We start from the raw sequence: 16,539 nt of genomic DNA on the forward strand, positions 1-16,539 counted from the left end.
CAAACAGTATACTCTCTGCCTGCTTATTGCTGTGCATAGCATAACATAGATAAAATTGATATATATTGATACACAATGAAACGTAGCCAGAATAGGCTACCCATTCCTGATAAACACCAAGAGGGTGCATTTATATGGCGTTGCAACGCCATATAAATGCACCCTCTATCAGCCTTGCTATTTCTCTGGTGGAACAAACAGAATTTTTGTCGTCGCTTAACTAGCCAATGCGCTCAATATCAAATGATGCGTTAAGAGGAGGTTTTACCCCACCCGCATTAATTTGCAGTACAACACCAGTAAGTGAAGTGTCATTGACCAGGCTAAGCACATCGCCCGCTGCCAGGGTGATAATCGTGTCACCATAAGTTATCTGTGAACCATCAAAAGCACCAAATGTAGCATTCGGAACAGCCACACCATTTTTATAAAGGGTGAACTGGCTAGGCTGTACGGTCTGTACATCAACTAATATACGATAGACGCCAGTCGAGGCCACTGTGATATTAGCAGATCCGGGGATATGGGTAATTCCTGAGGTTGTGTTTCCATTTCCCTCGAAAGTGATGCTACTTCCTATTGGTATAGTTTGTGCGGACGCATTGTAAAAGTAACCGTACTCTTGAGGGCCCGCGAATGTGTTGTGGCTTATGGCTCCCGGGGCACCAGTAGGACCTGCTGGTCCCTGGGGGCCGGTATTACCTATTGGCCCCTGAGGTCCCTGAGTCCCCTGAGGCCCCTGGGGGCCGGTATTACCTATTGGTCCCTGAGGTCCCTGAGTCCCCTGAGGCCCCTGGGGGCCGGTATTACCTATTGGTCCCTGAGGTCCCTGAGGTCCCTGAGGTCCCGTATGTATCTGTGGTGGAACGGGAAATGGTGGCGGACAATAAAACCTACAGTTCCAATGGCTCGGATTCGAATGGGCTGAGGCTCCGTTTACCAGGATGCCAAAACTTGCCATCTGGCAGAGTAGGAGTGCCAGACATAGCATACCTAACCTTCTCATAGTAGACAATTCCTTTCTTTCAAACCCCAAAGTGTTATAGATATTACATAAATAACCTTGTTCTACACATAAAGTATAGGCAAGCAGAACCATCACGTAGTTAGGTTGGGTTATTCTTTTCTATTGCGTTTTGTTTCACTCACATTGTTCATCTTAATCGATATCCTTTAACTGCTGCAAAAATGTTAATAATTAACCGTAAATGTGTATAATAACAGAAGGTGGTTTTCCATTTCTATCGCATATGTCCTTTTGCAAGAAAGGCTCTATTTATGAATAGTCGATACCATCAAGATGATCTCGGCAATATATTGGGAATGCTCCGCAATCGAGCCACATTGACACAGAATGAACTGGGTAAGGAGGTAGGGGTTAGTACTACAACTATCCGCAAATGGGAGAGTGCTATCAGCGCTCCAAAGGCAAGCAACCTGAAAAAAGTAATCGAAACATATATCCGCTTGGGGGCATTTACTATTGGTTCTGAAGAACAGGAAGCACGCAGTCTCTGGCAGCATGCAGCTTTGAATGAAGCGTTTGATGCAGCCTGGTTTGCACTCATTGCAAATCCCCCTGCATCGGACTCTGAGGCATCTATGACTGATCATTCATGTATCTCACCAGCAACAGAAAAGAGACCCCCATATCATAACTTGCCGCAACGCTACTACCAGAACTTTTTTGGGAGGCAAGAGGAGTTGCAAACTCTTCGCACCCTCCTTCAGCCCTATCCACGAAGCCGCTATTTTCTCGTAGCTATCGATGGTATTGGCGGCATTGGAAAGAGCACGCTGGCACTCGAAGCAATGTATTATTATTACGAGAATTATGGCTCATTAGCTCTACAAGAGCACTTTGATGCACTCATCTGGATCTCAGCCAAGCGCAGGGTCTTAACGGCTCAGAGAATTCTGCAACGTCCCCAGACTTTTACCAATCTCTTAGATCTCTATCTAGAGATAGAGGCGGTTCTCGCTTTATCAATTGATCGCCAGGCGCCACTTAACCAGCATCGCCGCCTGATTACTTATGCACTAAGTAAGATACGCACGCTGATGGTTGTCGATAACCTTGAGGAGATCGATGACGAAGCGTTGCTCGCCTTCCTGCTTGAACTGCCGGAACCAACCAAAGCCATTGTCACTACCCGCCATCGTATTGACGTTGCTTACACCATTCGTTTACATGATCTTTCATATCGGGATGCTCTAGCTTTGATACAGTTTGAAGCCAGGCACAAAAATATTCAGCTTACCTCTCTTATTGCAGATGCTCTATATCAGCGCACGGGTGGCCTTCCTCTTGCTATTGTGTGGAGTATCGGCTTGATGAGTCTGGGCTATGGCATAAATTCAGTGCTGCAACAGCTTGACCATCATCACAGCAATATTACACATTTCTGTTTTAGTGAAGCAATTGAACGTATTCGCCAGAGCGGCACCTATCAATTACTACAAGCATTAGCACTCGCTGAAGAAGGGATAAGCAGGAACAAGCTTGGAGAGGTAAGTGGACTGGGAAACAATGAAGGGGCTCGTGATGCTGGCCTGGCAGAATTACTCCAACTTTCCCTGGTGAGCCAGAAAGATGACCTTTTTAGCTTAGTGCCTTTGATGCGCTGCTATGTGCTGGCACAGATGGATCAACCGCCCTCTAAGAATTGACATATCAGCAACCGTTCGCTTGAAAAAAGATTAAATGAAGAAAGTGCAAATAGCGACCCCCATCATAAGAAGATGGGGGTCGCTGTAGTGATATGCGGAAACATAGAAGATGGATATTTTTATTCATTTATAAATCTCTATATAGATTATTAAACGCAATACACATTTTTAATTATTTTATGTAAATTTGATTTAAAAAGATATATACATTTAGAACAATTAGTTCTCTCGCAATTTATATTAGGAGGGTAGTAGGATAAGTGACTGAATGTTGAATAAATCTCTTAAGGACCGCAAGATGAAGATTTACCTCATTTTTATCTTTCTTATCCAGCTAATGACATTTTTGTTCACGTACGATTAGAGCTTCCAAAAGAAGAAGGAGTAGCCATCCATGAAAAAGTGGAATCGTCGCTGCTTGCTACCACGTAAATGTCCCAAGCTGGACAAGCGAATAGCAGGCACGCTTCTGATTGCAGGCGCATTACTAGCTGTACCCCTTAAGAGTGCACATGCAGCGTCACTACAGGGTTCGCAAAGTAATGAATCGCATACCATCACGCGTGCGGTTCTCAAAGCATCCGTAAGTGATCAGCATATATACAATTTTGTGCTTGAAAGCACAACAACAAAGCAATTACTTTCTACACAAAAATTTGCTCTGGATCACACCATCTCAAACAAAAATCGTCCCCTTATTATTACCCATATAGAAAACTCAGTTCCAGGGCCAGTGGGTCCCGCTGGTCCTACCGGTCCTCAAGGCCCTGAGGGTCCTCAAGGCCCTACAGGTCCCGCTGGCGCTGATGGCCCCGCCGGCCCTCAAGGTTCTACTGGTCCTCAAGGTCCCACTGGTGCCCAGGGACCTATCGGAGCTACCGGTCCCGTCGGTCCTACCGGCCCTCAAGGAGTTGCCGGTCCTAAGGGCAGCAAAGGAGATAAAGGTGACACCGGCGACACCGGACCTGCTGGCCCAATTGGTCCCGCTGGCCCTGCTGGTGCTGATGGCGCTCCTGGACCCGCCGGTCCTGTTGGCCCGCTGGCGCTGATGGCGCTCCTGGCCCTGCCGGTCCTGTTGGACCTGCTGGCGCTGATGGTGCCACTGGACCTGCCGGTCCCGCTGGCCCTGCTGGCGCTGATGGCGCTCCTGGCCCTGTTGGTCCTGCCGGACCTGCTGGCCCTGTTGGTCCTGCCGGACCTGCTGGCGCTGATGGTGCCACTGGCCCTGCCGGTCCTGTTGGCCCCGCCGGCGCTGATGGCGCGCCTGGCCCTGCCGGTCCTGTTGGCCCGCCGGCGCTGATGGCGCGCCTGGCCCTGCCGGTCCTAAGGGTGACACCGGCGACACTGGCCCCGCTGGTCCCGCCGGTCCCATAGGTGATACTGGACCTGCTGGCGCTGTTGGTCCTCAAGGCCCTATTGGTCCTCAAGGCCCTAAAGGTAACAAAGGAGCAAAGGGTGATACGGGTGCCACTGGCGCTACTGGCCCCGCTGGTCCTATTGGTCCTACTGGCGCTGATGGCGCTGTTGGACCTGCTGGCCCTCAAGGCCCCATAGGTGACACTGGCCCTGCTGGACCTAAGGGTGACACAGGTGATACCGGCCCCGCTGGCCCTGCTGGTCCTATTGGTCCTGCCGGCGCTGATGGCGCAGTTGGCCCCGCTGGCCCTGTTGGCCCTATTGGTCCTGCTGGTGCTGATGGCGCAGTTGGACCTGCTGGCCCTGCCGGCCCTAAGGGCGACACTGGCGATACCGGCCCTGCTGGTCCTGCTGGTCCTGCTGGCGCTGATGGCGCAGCTGGCCCCGCTGGCCCTCAAGGCCCCATAGGTGACACTGGCCCTGCTGGACCTAAGGGTGACACAGGTGATACCGGCCCTGCTGGCCCTGCTGGCCCTGTTGGTCCTATTGGACCTGCTGGTGCTGATGGTGCCACTGGACCTGCTGGCCCTGTTGGTCCTATTGGTCCTGCCGGCGCTGATGGCGCAGTTGGACCTGCTGGCCCTGCCGGCCCTAAGGGCGACACTGGCGATACCGGCCCTGCTGGTCCTGCTGGTCCTGCCGGCGCTGATGGCGCAGTTGGACCTGCTGGCCCTGCCGGCCCTAAGGGCGACACTGGCGATACCGGCCCGCTGGTCCTGCTGGTCCTGCGGCGCTGATGGCGCAGTTGGACCTGCTGGCCTCAAGGCCCATAGGTGACACTGGCCCTGCTGGACCTAAGGGTGACACAGGTGATACCGGCCCTGCTGGCCCTGCTGGCCCTGTTGGTCCTATTGGACCTGCTGGTGCTGATGGTGCCACTGGCCCTGCCGGTCCTGTTGGTCCTATTGGCCCTGCTGGCGCTGATGGCGCCGTTGGCCCTGTTGGCCCTCAAGGCCCCGCTGGCGCTGATGGTGCTCCTGGACCTGCTGGCCCGGTTGGCCCTGCTGGCGCTGATGGTGCTCCTGGACCTAAGGGTGACACCGGCGACACTGGCCCTGCCGGTCCTGTTGGTCCTATTGGCCCTGCTGGCGCTGATGGCGCTCCTGGCCCCGCCGGCCCTGTTGGCCCTCAAGGCCCTGCTGGCGCTGATGGTGCTCCTGGACCTGCTGGCCCGGTTGGCCCCACTGGCGCTGATGGCGCTCCTGGCCCTGCCGGCCCTGTTGGCCCTAAGGGTGACACAGGTGATACTGGCCCCGCTGGTCCTATTGGACCTGCCGGTCCTGCTGGTCCTGCCGGCGCTGATGGCGCAGTTGGACCTGCTGGCCCTCAAGGCCCCATAGGTGACACTGGCCCTGCTGGACCTAAGGGTGACACAGGTGATACCGGCCCTGCTGGCCCTGTTGGTCCCGCCGGCCCCACGGGTCCTCAAGGTCCTGCTGGCACCCCTGCTACTGTAGATTATGCTTACATCTACAACGAATCTGCGCAGAATATCCCGCTCGAAAGCCCGGTGGCTTTTGAGACCAATGGACCGCTGACAAGCGGATTCACCCATACACCAGGATCTGCTAATGTTATCGTGGCCGCGACCGGTGTCTATAAAATAGACTTCAGTACACAGACCACACAACCCAGCCAGTTCACTGTTTTTGATAATGGTACTCCAATACCAGGTACCTCATATGGGTCATTCGGTGGTTCACAGCTAAATCATGGTGAAGTAATCGTCTCCCTGACAGCAGGCGATGACGTCACCCTGGTCAATCACACCTCACTCACCGCAGTTGATCTCCAGACCGATACTGGTGGCACGACCCCTGTGATAAATGCCGCTCTTGATCTAGAGCGCCTGAGTTAGTTGTCCAACAACGAGGATCTTTACGGCTCCAGGATGTAGCCACCAAGATCTTCAAAGAAGGCGTATTGGTATGGCACAGACGTGCCACACCAATACGTTTTTCATTTGGTTACATGGAGCAGGTTATGTCGACTGAAGAAAGAAGACCAGATATAGCCGGCAATGATTTATACAGGGATATGGGACGTGAAATTACAGCCAGGCTTCAACTACAAACCCAGATACTCTTTGGCTTTGTCACAGTATCTAGCGGCCTCATTGCTGCGTCGCTCGCGCAGCCTCGCTTTTCATACCTCGACATTGGCGTCGGCTTTATTGCTCTGTTTACAGCGGCCCTGAGTGCTCACCACGAGATAATAACATCCACATTGAGGCTTCATCAAAAAACACTGCTTGAGAATGCCAATCCAGAATTATTTTCCACCTGGCTCCAGTTACAAAGTAAAAATTCAACGCACAAGCAGCACGTCAATGATTGGACGCAGCTTTTTCTCTATCTCGTGCTAGGAATAGCCTCCCTGAGCGCGCTGAGCTTTCCATTGTCAAATATTAAATGGACATTCTTCTGGATGAGTACTGGCTGCTTTGTCTTAGCGTTGATTTGTATTATTTATGGCTGGAAAAAATGTGAGAAAATCAATCAGCAACCGCCACAGGCAAGCGGGGATTATGATGCCACCCCAATCAAGGCAGATTAAAACAGCATCTGGTACCAGGGCTGCCCGCCCGGCCAGATGCTATAGTTCGGAGTCTACATTAGCTTATTGAGATAAAGAGCAATTCCCATGCCCATCAGGTAACAAACAGGGCATGAGAACTACACAGGTACCTCTATCAACTTGCCTGGAGAACGGGGACCGCCGCAAGACGATTGGCTAGATAGTCCTGAAGCCGCTCCTCTGCGTGTGGACTCACCAGGAACGTCACCGTATCGCCAGCCTGAATCACACTACTCCCGCGTGGGAAGATCAGTTCGCCAGCGCGACGGATCGATACGATCAAACATTCAGCAGGGATGCCCGCCTCACGCAAGGGTTTGTTCACCAGCGGCGCCTGCGCTTCGATCTTTGCTTCCACCATAACAGTTCCTTCGACTACCCCACGCATCCGGCGCGAATCTTTGGCCAGCGTCTTACGATAGATCTGCGCAATACTGGCAGCCGTCAAGATACCAAGGATTTTTCGTTCCGGAGTAAAGGGATCGTGCTCGATCACCGGAGCCCAGCTCACGCGTGCACTGGTCAATTGTTCCAGTGCCTCATCGAGGGTGGCATACGAATCAAGCGTCAACACCTCGGTGTTCATGATCTCTTTGATTGGTCGTTCCGCGCGCTCGGCGAGGGGGATACGTTGAATATCAGCCTGGGTCACCACGCCCTGTAAATTTCCTTCATCATCTACCACCGGTGCTCCACTAACAACATCATCCGCCAGCATCTGTTCGGCATCGGCCACCGTCTGCGTGGTCGAGAAGCACAGTTTCAACGCCGCCATCGCCTGGTGCACAGTGAGCGTCGAAAGTAGCGGAAACGACATTTGCAAGCGGTGCGCTGGCGAATCGGCTTTCGTATTGACCTGGCTCATATAAATGGTATCTTTGCCTACTAAAATGGAGGAGATACTGACCGCAATCATGGCCGGGGCGAGCAACGAAAGATTCCCGGTCATCTCAGCCACCATGAGCATAATCGCCAGCGGGGCATGCGCAATTCCGCCGAACAGCGCCATCATCGCCACGATCACAAAAGGACCCGGAATCGCGGGCAAGCCAGGCAACACGTGGTAGCTCAAGCGCCACACGGCGGCCCCCACCATGCCTCCAATCACCATGCCAGGACCAAAGATACCACCAGACCCTCCTGATCCGACTGTGAGTCCCGTCGTGAGTATCTTCACAAATGGTAACAGCAGGATTACCCAGAGGGGAAGCGAGAGCAGACCGGCACCCATGCTGACCTGCACCCAGCCATAACCCATCCCGATAGCCTGAGGAATGGCCAGGCCGATCAAACCAACGAGCAACCCACCCAGCGCCGGCTTCACCCAGTTGGGTAGTGCCAGATGATGAAAACGGTCCGTGAGGCCGTAAAATCCACGTGCATAGAGACGACCGATCAGTCCACAGAGAATACCAATCACGACATAATAGAGCAATTGTGGGGGCGAACTGAAGGCGAGGTCAGCGGGCACCGAGAAAATCGTATGCCAGCCAGAATAGGCGCCAAAGATGCTATAGCCGACAATCGAGGCGATCAAGGCGGGCATAATCGCTTCCACCTCGAGATCATCTTTGTACAGGATCTCAGCCGCCAGAATAGCTCCTCCCAGAGGCGCGCTAAAGATCGAGCCAATACCAGCACCCATACCAGTGGCGAGCGCAATCCGTCGATCCTGCGCATCCAGATGGAGGAGGTTGGCCATAATAGAACCAAAGCCGGCACTGATTTGTGCCGCAGGCCCTTCGCGGCCAGCGGAGCCACCCGTGCCAATGGTAATGGCCGAAGCCACCAGTTTAATCAGTGGAATACGCGCGCGAATAGAGGTGCCTTCGTGGAAGGCTTTAATCGCCGCGTCCGTTCCATGTCCTTCAGCCTCAGGGGCCCAGGTAAACACAATAAAACCAGCCACCAATCCACCAAGCGTGGTGATGATCGGCAGCAACCAGGGGCGCGCCGAATTCCAGAAAGACATCACCGTTGTGGGTCCCTCACCAGCCGGGCTCGGTTGCACATACCCGACAAGATCCTCGATAAACCAGTGATTGGCATAGTGAATGGCCATATAAAACACAATGGCTCCTACCCCGGCCACAATCCCGATCAATGAACTTAATACTAACCACTTCAAAAGGTAACGAGGACTTTCAAAACTACGCTGCAGGCGGCTAAAACGCAATAGGCGCCGCATAAAACTGGCGCTTCCGGTGGATTCTGGAACCATATGTTATACTCCATGTCCTTTGTCTGTATTAACAAACAAACGCTGAAATCTCTCATTAATGAATGGTCGCCCACTCATTAATGAGCATAAAAAAAGATATCGCAGATAAGGCAATGTCTCTAATCATGGGCCTTTTCAAAATAAGTATTCTTATCATACAACATAAATGGGCAGCTAGTCAATAAAAAACAACGGCGCAATCAGGGCTTTTTAATGTTCCTCTTTGGCACCTGCGGCGCGGGGTGGGACGTGTGGGGTGTGTGATGGGCAACTGCAGCCGCCCATCACACACCCCACACCTGAAAGGATGGACATCGTAACGCTTGCTCGTGCTCTCCCTGCGCTCTCTAGACGAACATTAGAAAACCCTGCTGTGCAATCGGGACAAACACGATGAATCTTTTTTCATGTAAAATATCTCAGGGAACACGCAAATGTCCTATCGAATATTCGCAAGCAGTCTGGGCTATTTAATGTTCGTTCAGAGAATGTACATCTTTCAGGTGTGGGGTGTGTGGAGTGGGCGGCCGCAGTCGCCCACTCCACACACCCAACCCGGCGCCGCAGGCGCCAAAGAGAAACATTAAATAGCCCTGGCAAGCAGTGTTTTTTTACTGACTAAGTGCCCATAAATGTGGTACGATAAAGGACACGTTAGCAAAAAATGTAGATAATCAGGGAGGAAACGATGCCCAAGATTGTAGATGAGCAAATGCGAGAGGCCACACGCCAACATATCATTCATGAAGCAGCCAAAGAGTTTGCTCGTCTCGGCTTTGATCAAGCTAATATTAACCTCATTGCCGAAAAAGCTGGCATTGGAAAGGGCACCATCTATCTCTATTTTGAAAATAAGCGTGAACTCTTCCTGGCTATGCTCCGTTTTATTGCACAATCACAGTTAGCCGCTATCCGGGGGGCGCTGGCTCAACATGGGAATCTTCAGACCCGTTTAGAGCAGCTCTTCCTGGCATTCGTACGCCTGGCCGAAGAAGAGAGCGATTCATTTAATGTCTATATGAGCGCGCTGTATGGCGTCAATCGAGCCTTCAGGGCAGAGGCAACCAAACTGCTCCGCGATTACGTTGCGGTTATTGCACTGGTCCTTGAAGAGGCTCAGGCTCGGGGAGAAATTCGCGTTCACAATATCGATGCCACCGCGCTCATGGTGCTCTCACTCACAGAGTCCTTTATCTTGTCTGCCCGCGTACTGGGCCAATCAGAACAGACCCTGGTGGCGCAGGCCAGCCAGACAGCACAATTTATTATGCAAGGATTAGCTGTCTCGGTATAACGCTTCTGGCTTAAGATTTCTAGATAGGACAAAAACGGACACCCCTCAGCGCCACTTCTACCTGGGTACGCACTAAGAAGAAGTAGCAAGCCTGGTGGGTGCCATCCCCCTCATGAGAGCATCAAAGAGGGGAACATGCACCCAGACTCAATCAACCAAAGGAAAATCAGGCTCGAACGATACTATCAGAGAACGCACCTCTGAGAAGTCCTCGGTTTTAGCTGTAAGGAATCGTTACTGAACAGTCAGAGCAACATCATCCACATAGAAAGATGATGAGAGCGAAGAATCGGTAGTGCCTAAAAAGGCAATCTGAACCTGCTGACCCTTATAGCTTGACAGCGTCGAAGTCACATCAAAAGTATACTGGGTCCAACCTTGCGCATCAATATTACACTGTGTCTGTGGCGTTGAGATAGTTGCCCCACTACTTGTACGCAAACGTGCACGGAAGTAATCGTAGCATGTACTACTACTGGTTTCATTGGTACTGATATAAAGCCAGTAGCTCAGTGTAATCTTCGTGGCACTGGATGGAACAGTGACCTTTTGATAGATCGTATCGGTACAAGAATCGTAGCCACAAAGGTAGGCACTATTGCTACCAGTATGGGGATTGCTGCTATCTACGATCTCATAGCCACCTGAAGAACTCTCAGTCCAGGAACTCGAACCACTCTCAAAACCGCTATTGTTCAGGATATTGCTACCGCCAGGAATTGGAGTGGGGCTGGGCGTCGGTGTTGGACTCGGCGTCGCCGTTGGCGTTGGACTTGGCGTTGGACTTGGCGTTGGACTCGGCGTCGCCGTTGGCGTTGGACTCGGCGTCGCCGTTGGCGTTGGGCTTGGCGTTGCCGTGGGCGTTGGGCTTGGCGTCGATGTTGGGCTCGGTGTGGGGGTAGCTATAGATTGCCAGCAATCCGCGATTGACGAGGCACTCGAGCTGTTATTAGCGGCTGGCAACCCGTACATGTCCTCCATAGTTCGCAGCACATTGTAGTGGTTGATTTGTTCAGCGTACTGACCGGTTTTAACCATGGGGCCAACGAAAATAGTAGGGATCTGATTGTTTTGTGAGCTATCATCCTCATCCCAGGTCACGATAAGGAGACTGTTATTTGTCTTCGCCCATTGAACATACGAATTGATATTAGTTTTGAGCCAGCTATCGCCTTGCTGGATGGTCCCGCTATGCATATCATTGAGTTGGTTTGGCACCACAATAGAGATGGTTGGCAACGAGCTAAAATTGGAGGTGGGGAAGTTGGTGAAGGGCATGTTAGCAGTGGATGGGACATCGGTAAAGTTACTCCAGGGATTATGCTTACGTGCATAGTTCCCTGAAGTGCATACCGTCGAACCGGTCGAGGGTAGGTTCTCCGAATAGCCTCCAAATTTCAAACCTGCCTGGATTAATTCTCCACCCAGATCAGGAGGGTTAAATGTATGGGGACACGAATCATCGGTAATTCCTTGCGTAGATCCTGAAAATAACGCCAGATAATTTGGTTCGCTGGGGTGGGTGACCCCGAAGGATTGGGTAAACAGTGCGCCGCTATTGGCCAGAGAGTTAATATAGGGGGCACTGCTTGAATTAATGATCTCGTTGTAAGAGTGATTTTCTTCCATGACCAGTACAATATGACTGGGAGTGGGAAGCGTTGTCTGCGCGTAGGTGTGGGGCGTACCTAAGAAACCACTGATGGCCAGGGAAGCTACCAGCGCGACCAGGCACGCAAGTGTACCCGCCGCCAGCATCGTACGCCGGGAATAAAAAGAGGCACCCATGAGATGAATCCTTTCACAAAAAAGCAACATCCTGTTTTTAATAGCAACACCTTTTTAAATATACCAAGTACCTTTTAAATCAACGTTAAATGCATTTGATTTTCCGTTGGTTTTTTTGTTAAAAGGAATTAAAACACAGGCAAGGCAAGCATTTTTGGCAAGAGGAATCATGATGTGAAATAGAAAAAGAGGAAGCGTGGTTGCTGATAACCACGCTTCCTCCTGAATCCGCCTTCATCCGAATTGCGCATGCGCTCAGCGACGGCAGGGGTCATGGCGGTTCTTTCCTCAGACGTTAGAGCAACGGCCTCAATCCATCTCCAGGTACTTATGTTAATATAATAAATGTTCATAGAACATACTATAATGCCCGATGACTAATGGGCTACCCCTGCATAACGTAAACGCTACAAGGGTGCTACAAATAGGATCAGGCAAGGGTGAGGCCGTTTTAGAAGCGTCAGGACATGCCACTCTATCCATGTAAAAACACCGCCACTCTATCTATTTGCCTTTATTTATGTTAATATAATAAACATTGAGAGAGCAAGTACTTACTGACTATGAAAAACTACAAGGATTGTAGAGTCTTTTCGCTCTCTGAATATCAGATTGTTTTATTGTACAGGAGCAATAGGTAGCCCTTTTGCTTCTGCGCACAATGAGGTATCGCGATTCCACAAGGAGAGTGTACGTGTTACAACATTGCAAAAAATACGCCATGGCTGGCCTTTCGTTCCTGGTCATTGGAGCGACCCTTTTTTCACTTCAGCTATTTAATGCATCCAAAGCCTCTGCCGCAACCTCGATAGTCATCTCACCAGGGCAACAATACCAGACGCTTCAAGGTTGGGGAACGAGCCTCGCCTGGTGGGCCAATATTATCGGTGGCTGGAGCGATAGTCAACGGACCTCACTGGCCGATGCTCTCTATGATCCCAACAAAGGTATCGGCCTTAACGTCGTTCGCTACAACTTTGGCGCAGACGGTCCGGGCAACGTCTGCCATAATCAGATGGGCGAGGGGAGAAACGTACCTTCCTTTGAACCGACTCAGGGCAATTTCGATTGGACACAGGATGCCAATCAGCTCTGGTTCGCCCAGGCGGCGCAGGCGCGTGGAGCGAACGTTTTCGAGGGATTTGTCAATTCTCCTCCCGCCTGGATGCTCAACAACAGTTGCACCGCCGGCGGACCCAACGGAGCCGAGAATCTTAATTCCGCCCACTATAATGACTATGCGAACTATATCGCAACCATCGACCAGCACTTTCATGATAGTTTCGGCATCACGCTGCAAACCGTCGATCCATTCAATGAACCCAGTGGTACCTACTGGAACTCAACGGGAACCCAGGAAGGCATGTATGTCTCGACCAGCACCCAGAATACTATCATTCCCCTGCTCGCCACTGCCTTGAACCAGAACGGCGCCTCAGCCTATACGCAAATCAGTGCCCCGGACGACTTCTCCGTAGGCAACTCGGTCAATGCTTACAATTCATACTCGAGCAGCACGAAAGCAGACCTGGCCCAATGGAATACCCACACCTATGCCGGCAGTGATAGCGATCGCAATACCGCATACGCCAGCATCGGGCAGACCGATAACAAGCGGCTCTGGATGTCCGAATGGGGTGCCTATTCGCAAGGCTCAGATATCAATGCGGCGCTCGCGCTTTCAAACGAGGTCCTTGATGATGAGCAACATCTGCATCCCAGCGCCTGGGTTGCCTGGCAGGCGGTCAACGAGGGAGGGGCTGGCGCGAACGGACAGGATGTGTGGGGGCTGGCATTACGCGATGGCAACAACAATATCTCGTATCCGGCTCGCTACTACGCAATGGGTAACTACAGTAAATTCGTCCGTCCAGGCTCTATCATGATCGGTAACAACGATGCCAGCACATTTACCGCATTGAATCCCGGCAGCAATTCGTTAACCATCGTCGCTACCAACAATAGTAGCAGCGACAGCAGCGTCTCGTATGATCTCTCCGCCTTCACCAGCGTTGGTAGTTCGGCGACCCCCTATCAAACCACGGCCAGCGAGAATTTGCAGCAACTCTCAGCGCTCTCTATCTCCAACAACACACTCAGCACCACCTTGCCGGCCCAATCGATCACTACCTTCGTTATTCCCAACACCACCTATAACGGAGGAACCGGTGGAGGTGGTGGCACAACAGCGACCTACAAACTAGTCAACCGCAACAGTGGCAAAGTGGCTGATGTGAACCTGGCATCAACAGACGATGGCGCGCCGATCATCCAGTTCCATGATAATGGTGGCGCCAATCAACACTGGAATATGGTTTCTGTAGGAAATGGCTACTATAAGTTCGTCAACGTCGGGAGTGGCAAGGTCCTCGAAGTCAGCGGCCAGTCAACGGCGGATGGAGGAGGAGTGGACCAGTACACTGATAATGGTGGAACGAATCAGCAGTGGAGCCTGGTCGACGTAGGCGGTGGCTACGACGAAATCGTTAATCGCAACAGTGGTAAAGTGCTTGATGTTAATGGCCAATCGACCAGTGATGGCGCGACCATCCAACAATGGAGCTATTGGGGTGGCGCCAATCAACAATGGCAACTGGTACAAGTATAACCTTCTTCCATAGAAACATCAGATAGTACAATCAAGTACAATCAGCCCTTATGGTCGATACTGTAAGGGCTGATCCTCACCCATGCAATGAGTCCCAGAAGGCCCATATGACAAGTTATGCCTTGAGGGCACCGGATAAAGCCCCCGATATAAAGTAGCGCTGAAGAAAAATAAAGAGCACAATCAATGGTGCTGCAACAATCACTGTCGCCGCTGCCAACGTAACCCAGTCATTAGTATAGAGACCAAAAAACGAGAATAGGCCCAGAGAAATGGGAGAATACGAGGGATTAGAGAGATAGATTGTTGGACCAATGATGTCGTTCCACACATCAATAGCGTGCAACAGGAGCGCAGTCACAAGAATAGGTCTGGACAAGGGAATAATAATCGTCAAAACATAGCGAACATAACCACAGCCATCGATGGTTGCTGCTTCATCCAGTTCCTTTGGAATTGACTTGAGGTAACCGGCAATCAAAAATGGACCCAGACCTAGATTGGAAGCCACAAGGATATAGCCGATTTGCGTATCGTAGAGTCCCAGATGCAAAATGAGCTGAAATTGAGGGATAAGCGCCGATGGTAAGAACAATGAAATAACAAAGAGCGTATACCAGAAGCGACTAGCTTTTACATATCCACGCGCTATAGGAAATGCGATAAAAAGCGAAAAAAGCACCGAAACACCTGTTGCAACGATGGTATAAAAGACGGTATTGAAGAAATAGGCGCCAAAATTTCCCTCATTCCAGGCATTTACATAATTGACCCAGGCAACCGTTTTTGTCACACCGGTCGGATTCTGAAAGTAATCACTCAATGTCTTAAATGAGATATTCACCAGGTATGCCAGAGGGAAGAGATACAGCACCGTGGCAAGCAAGATGATAGCATAGCTTCCAACAGTCAACACCGATAGACGATGCTTTTGCATCGAGTCAGGCCTGACATAGCGTTTACTCCGTTGAGAGATTGCTACAGGTACATCCACTGCCTGATCATCTCTAGTGGCAGTCGATTTGGATAGATAGTTATTCATAGTTGAACCTCTCTACGGCGCAGGTATATCTGGGCAATAAGCGCAATGATCAAAACCAGAAGAAATTGCAGCACAGCTAGCGCTGAAGCATATCCCTGGCGCATCCCCTGGGAAAATGCAGAACTGAAAATTTGTAAGCTTAGCACACTAGTGTTGAAACCACCTACATTGCCATTGCCACCACCAGTGAGTACATAGATTAATTGATAACTTTGCAAAGAACTGATAATGGATAACAAAACATTGATGGTGACAAACGATGCGAGCAAGGGGAAGGTCACAAGCCAGAAAACCTGCCAGGGGCGTCCACCATCAATACGTGCAGCCTCAATCAGTTCAGCCGGAATGGTCTGTACTCCCGCCAGGTAAATCACCATTGCAAATCCAACTGATGACCAGATTTGGACGAAGATGACAAGTGGGAATGCCAGGTTAAAAGAGCCCAACAAGGGGGAGTTTTGGTTCAAAAGATGCAAAAATTGCTCAACAGGACCATTGATGGGGTTGAATATAATGGTCCATACCAGTCCAATGACCGTTACACCAAGCACGGTTGGCAAAAAGATAAGGGTGCGAAAAAAAGTGGACCCTTTGATTTTCTGATTGAGCAGTACTGCCAGGAAAAGCGCAACACCATTCTGTATCAGCGTAACGGAAATACAGAAAATGATTGTACGCTGGAAGGCAGCCAGATTATCACGCGCATTGCTTCCAAAGAGATATTCACTATAATTAGCCAGGCCTATAAAATGCCAGGGCGTGTTGGGCGTACCTGAAATGTCAGTAAACGAAAACACTGTTGTGGCGAGCGAGGGGCCAAGCGTAATCACCACGTAAAGCAATAATCCAGGGAGGAAGCATAGATATGGAACAGCTCTGGACCAACCTTTACCATACATTCTGTGTTCCTTTCTATATATGAT

Annotated in this window: 12 protein-coding genes and 1 pseudogene; 8 read left to right on the plus strand and 5 right to left on the minus strand. The window is 51.0% G+C overall.

Translation table 11 applies throughout. The features are described from left to right. Positions 1–220 precede the first annotated feature (220 nt). On the minus strand, positions 221–1,006 hold the full coding sequence (locus EL645_RS43905) for a collagen-like protein (protein ID WP_176599837.1): 786 nt from the start codon (positions 1,004–1,006) through the stop codon (positions 221–223). Between the two features lie 272 nt (positions 1,007–1,278). On the opposite strand from EL645_RS43905, the gene EL645_RS04175 reads away from it, so the two are divergent. The 6 genes from EL645_RS04175 (at position 1,279) to EL645_RS04195 (ending at position 6,642) form a co-directional block, all read left to right on the plus strand. Then, positions 1,279–2,670, plus strand: coding sequence for a helix-turn-helix domain-containing protein (locus EL645_RS04175; RefSeq protein ID WP_126548858.1), 1,392 nt, complete (start codon positions 1,279–1,281; stop codon positions 2,668–2,670). 394 nt (positions 2,671–3,064) lie between these two features. Continuing rightward, entirely contained in the window at positions 3,065–3,970 is a 906-nt protein-coding gene (locus tag EL645_RS43910) for a collagen-like domain-containing protein (RefSeq protein WP_126548859.1), read from the plus strand. Positions 3,971–4,224: 254 nt separating this feature from the next. Next, entirely contained in the window at positions 4,225–4,494 is a 270-nt protein-coding gene (locus EL645_RS43915; RefSeq protein ID WP_218031725.1) for a hypothetical protein, read from the plus strand. A 27-nt stretch (positions 4,495–4,521) separates the two neighbouring features. Next, complete coding sequence (locus EL645_RS43920; RefSeq protein WP_218031726.1) at positions 4,522–4,863, plus strand: hypothetical protein; 342 nt, start codon at positions 4,522–4,524, stop codon at positions 4,861–4,863. Continuing rightward, on the plus strand, positions 4,823–5,944 hold the full coding sequence (locus tag EL645_RS04190) for a BclA C-terminal domain-containing protein (protein WP_126548860.1): 1,122 nt from the start codon (positions 4,823–4,825) through the stop codon (positions 5,942–5,944). Before EL645_RS43920 ends, EL645_RS04190 begins: the two co-directional genes overlap by 41 nt. A 125-nt stretch (positions 5,945–6,069) precedes the next feature. Next, positions 6,070–6,642, plus strand: a complete 573-nt coding sequence (locus EL645_RS04195) for a hypothetical protein (protein ID WP_126548861.1) — start codon at positions 6,070–6,072, stop codon at positions 6,640–6,642. A gap of 136 nt (positions 6,643–6,778) precedes the next feature. Here the strand turns inward: EL645_RS04195 and EL645_RS04200 are convergent, their stop codons facing one another. Next, positions 6,779–8,884 (minus strand): chloride channel protein, encoded by a 2,106-nt coding sequence (locus tag EL645_RS04200; RefSeq protein WP_126548862.1) that lies wholly within the window; start codon positions 8,882–8,884, stop codon positions 6,779–6,781. 688 nt (positions 8,885–9,572) lie between these two features. Between EL645_RS04200 and EL645_RS04205 the strand changes: the two genes are divergently transcribed. Then, positions 9,573–10,178 (plus strand): TetR/AcrR family transcriptional regulator, encoded by a 606-nt coding sequence (locus tag EL645_RS04205; RefSeq protein ID WP_126548863.1) that lies wholly within the window; start codon positions 9,573–9,575, stop codon positions 10,176–10,178. Between the two features lie 912 nt (positions 10,179–11,090). On the opposite strand, the pseudogene EL645_RS45245 reads toward EL645_RS04205, so the two are convergent. Next, a pseudogene (locus EL645_RS45245) lies at positions 11,091–11,966 on the minus strand (alkaline phosphatase family protein); the annotation flags it as partial. A gap of 694 nt (positions 11,967–12,660) precedes the next feature. On the opposite strand from EL645_RS45245, the gene EL645_RS04220 reads away from it, so the two are divergent. Continuing rightward, a complete protein-coding gene (locus EL645_RS04220) occupies positions 12,661–14,574 on the plus strand; it encodes an RICIN domain-containing protein (protein WP_161977098.1) in 1,914 nt (637 codons plus the stop codon). 115 nt (positions 14,575–14,689) lie between these two features. Here EL645_RS04220 and EL645_RS04225 read toward each other — a convergent pair whose 3' ends face one another. Together EL645_RS04225 and EL645_RS04230 are read right to left on the minus strand one after the other, a co-directional pair. Next, positions 14,690–15,616, minus strand: coding sequence for a carbohydrate ABC transporter permease (locus EL645_RS04225; protein ID WP_218031728.1), 927 nt, complete (start codon positions 15,614–15,616; stop codon positions 14,690–14,692). Beyond that, a complete protein-coding gene (locus EL645_RS04230) occupies positions 15,613–16,515 on the minus strand; it encodes a carbohydrate ABC transporter permease (RefSeq protein WP_126548865.1) in 903 nt (300 codons plus the stop codon). The genes EL645_RS04225 and EL645_RS04230 overlap by 4 nt, the downstream gene beginning before the upstream one ends. Positions 16,516–16,539: the final 24 nt, after the last annotated feature.

Source organism: Dictyobacter kobayashii (assembly GCF_003967555.1).
In the GTDB taxonomy this organism is placed as follows: domain Bacteria; phylum Chloroflexota; class Ktedonobacteria; order Ktedonobacterales; family Ktedonobacteraceae; genus Dictyobacter; species Dictyobacter kobayashii.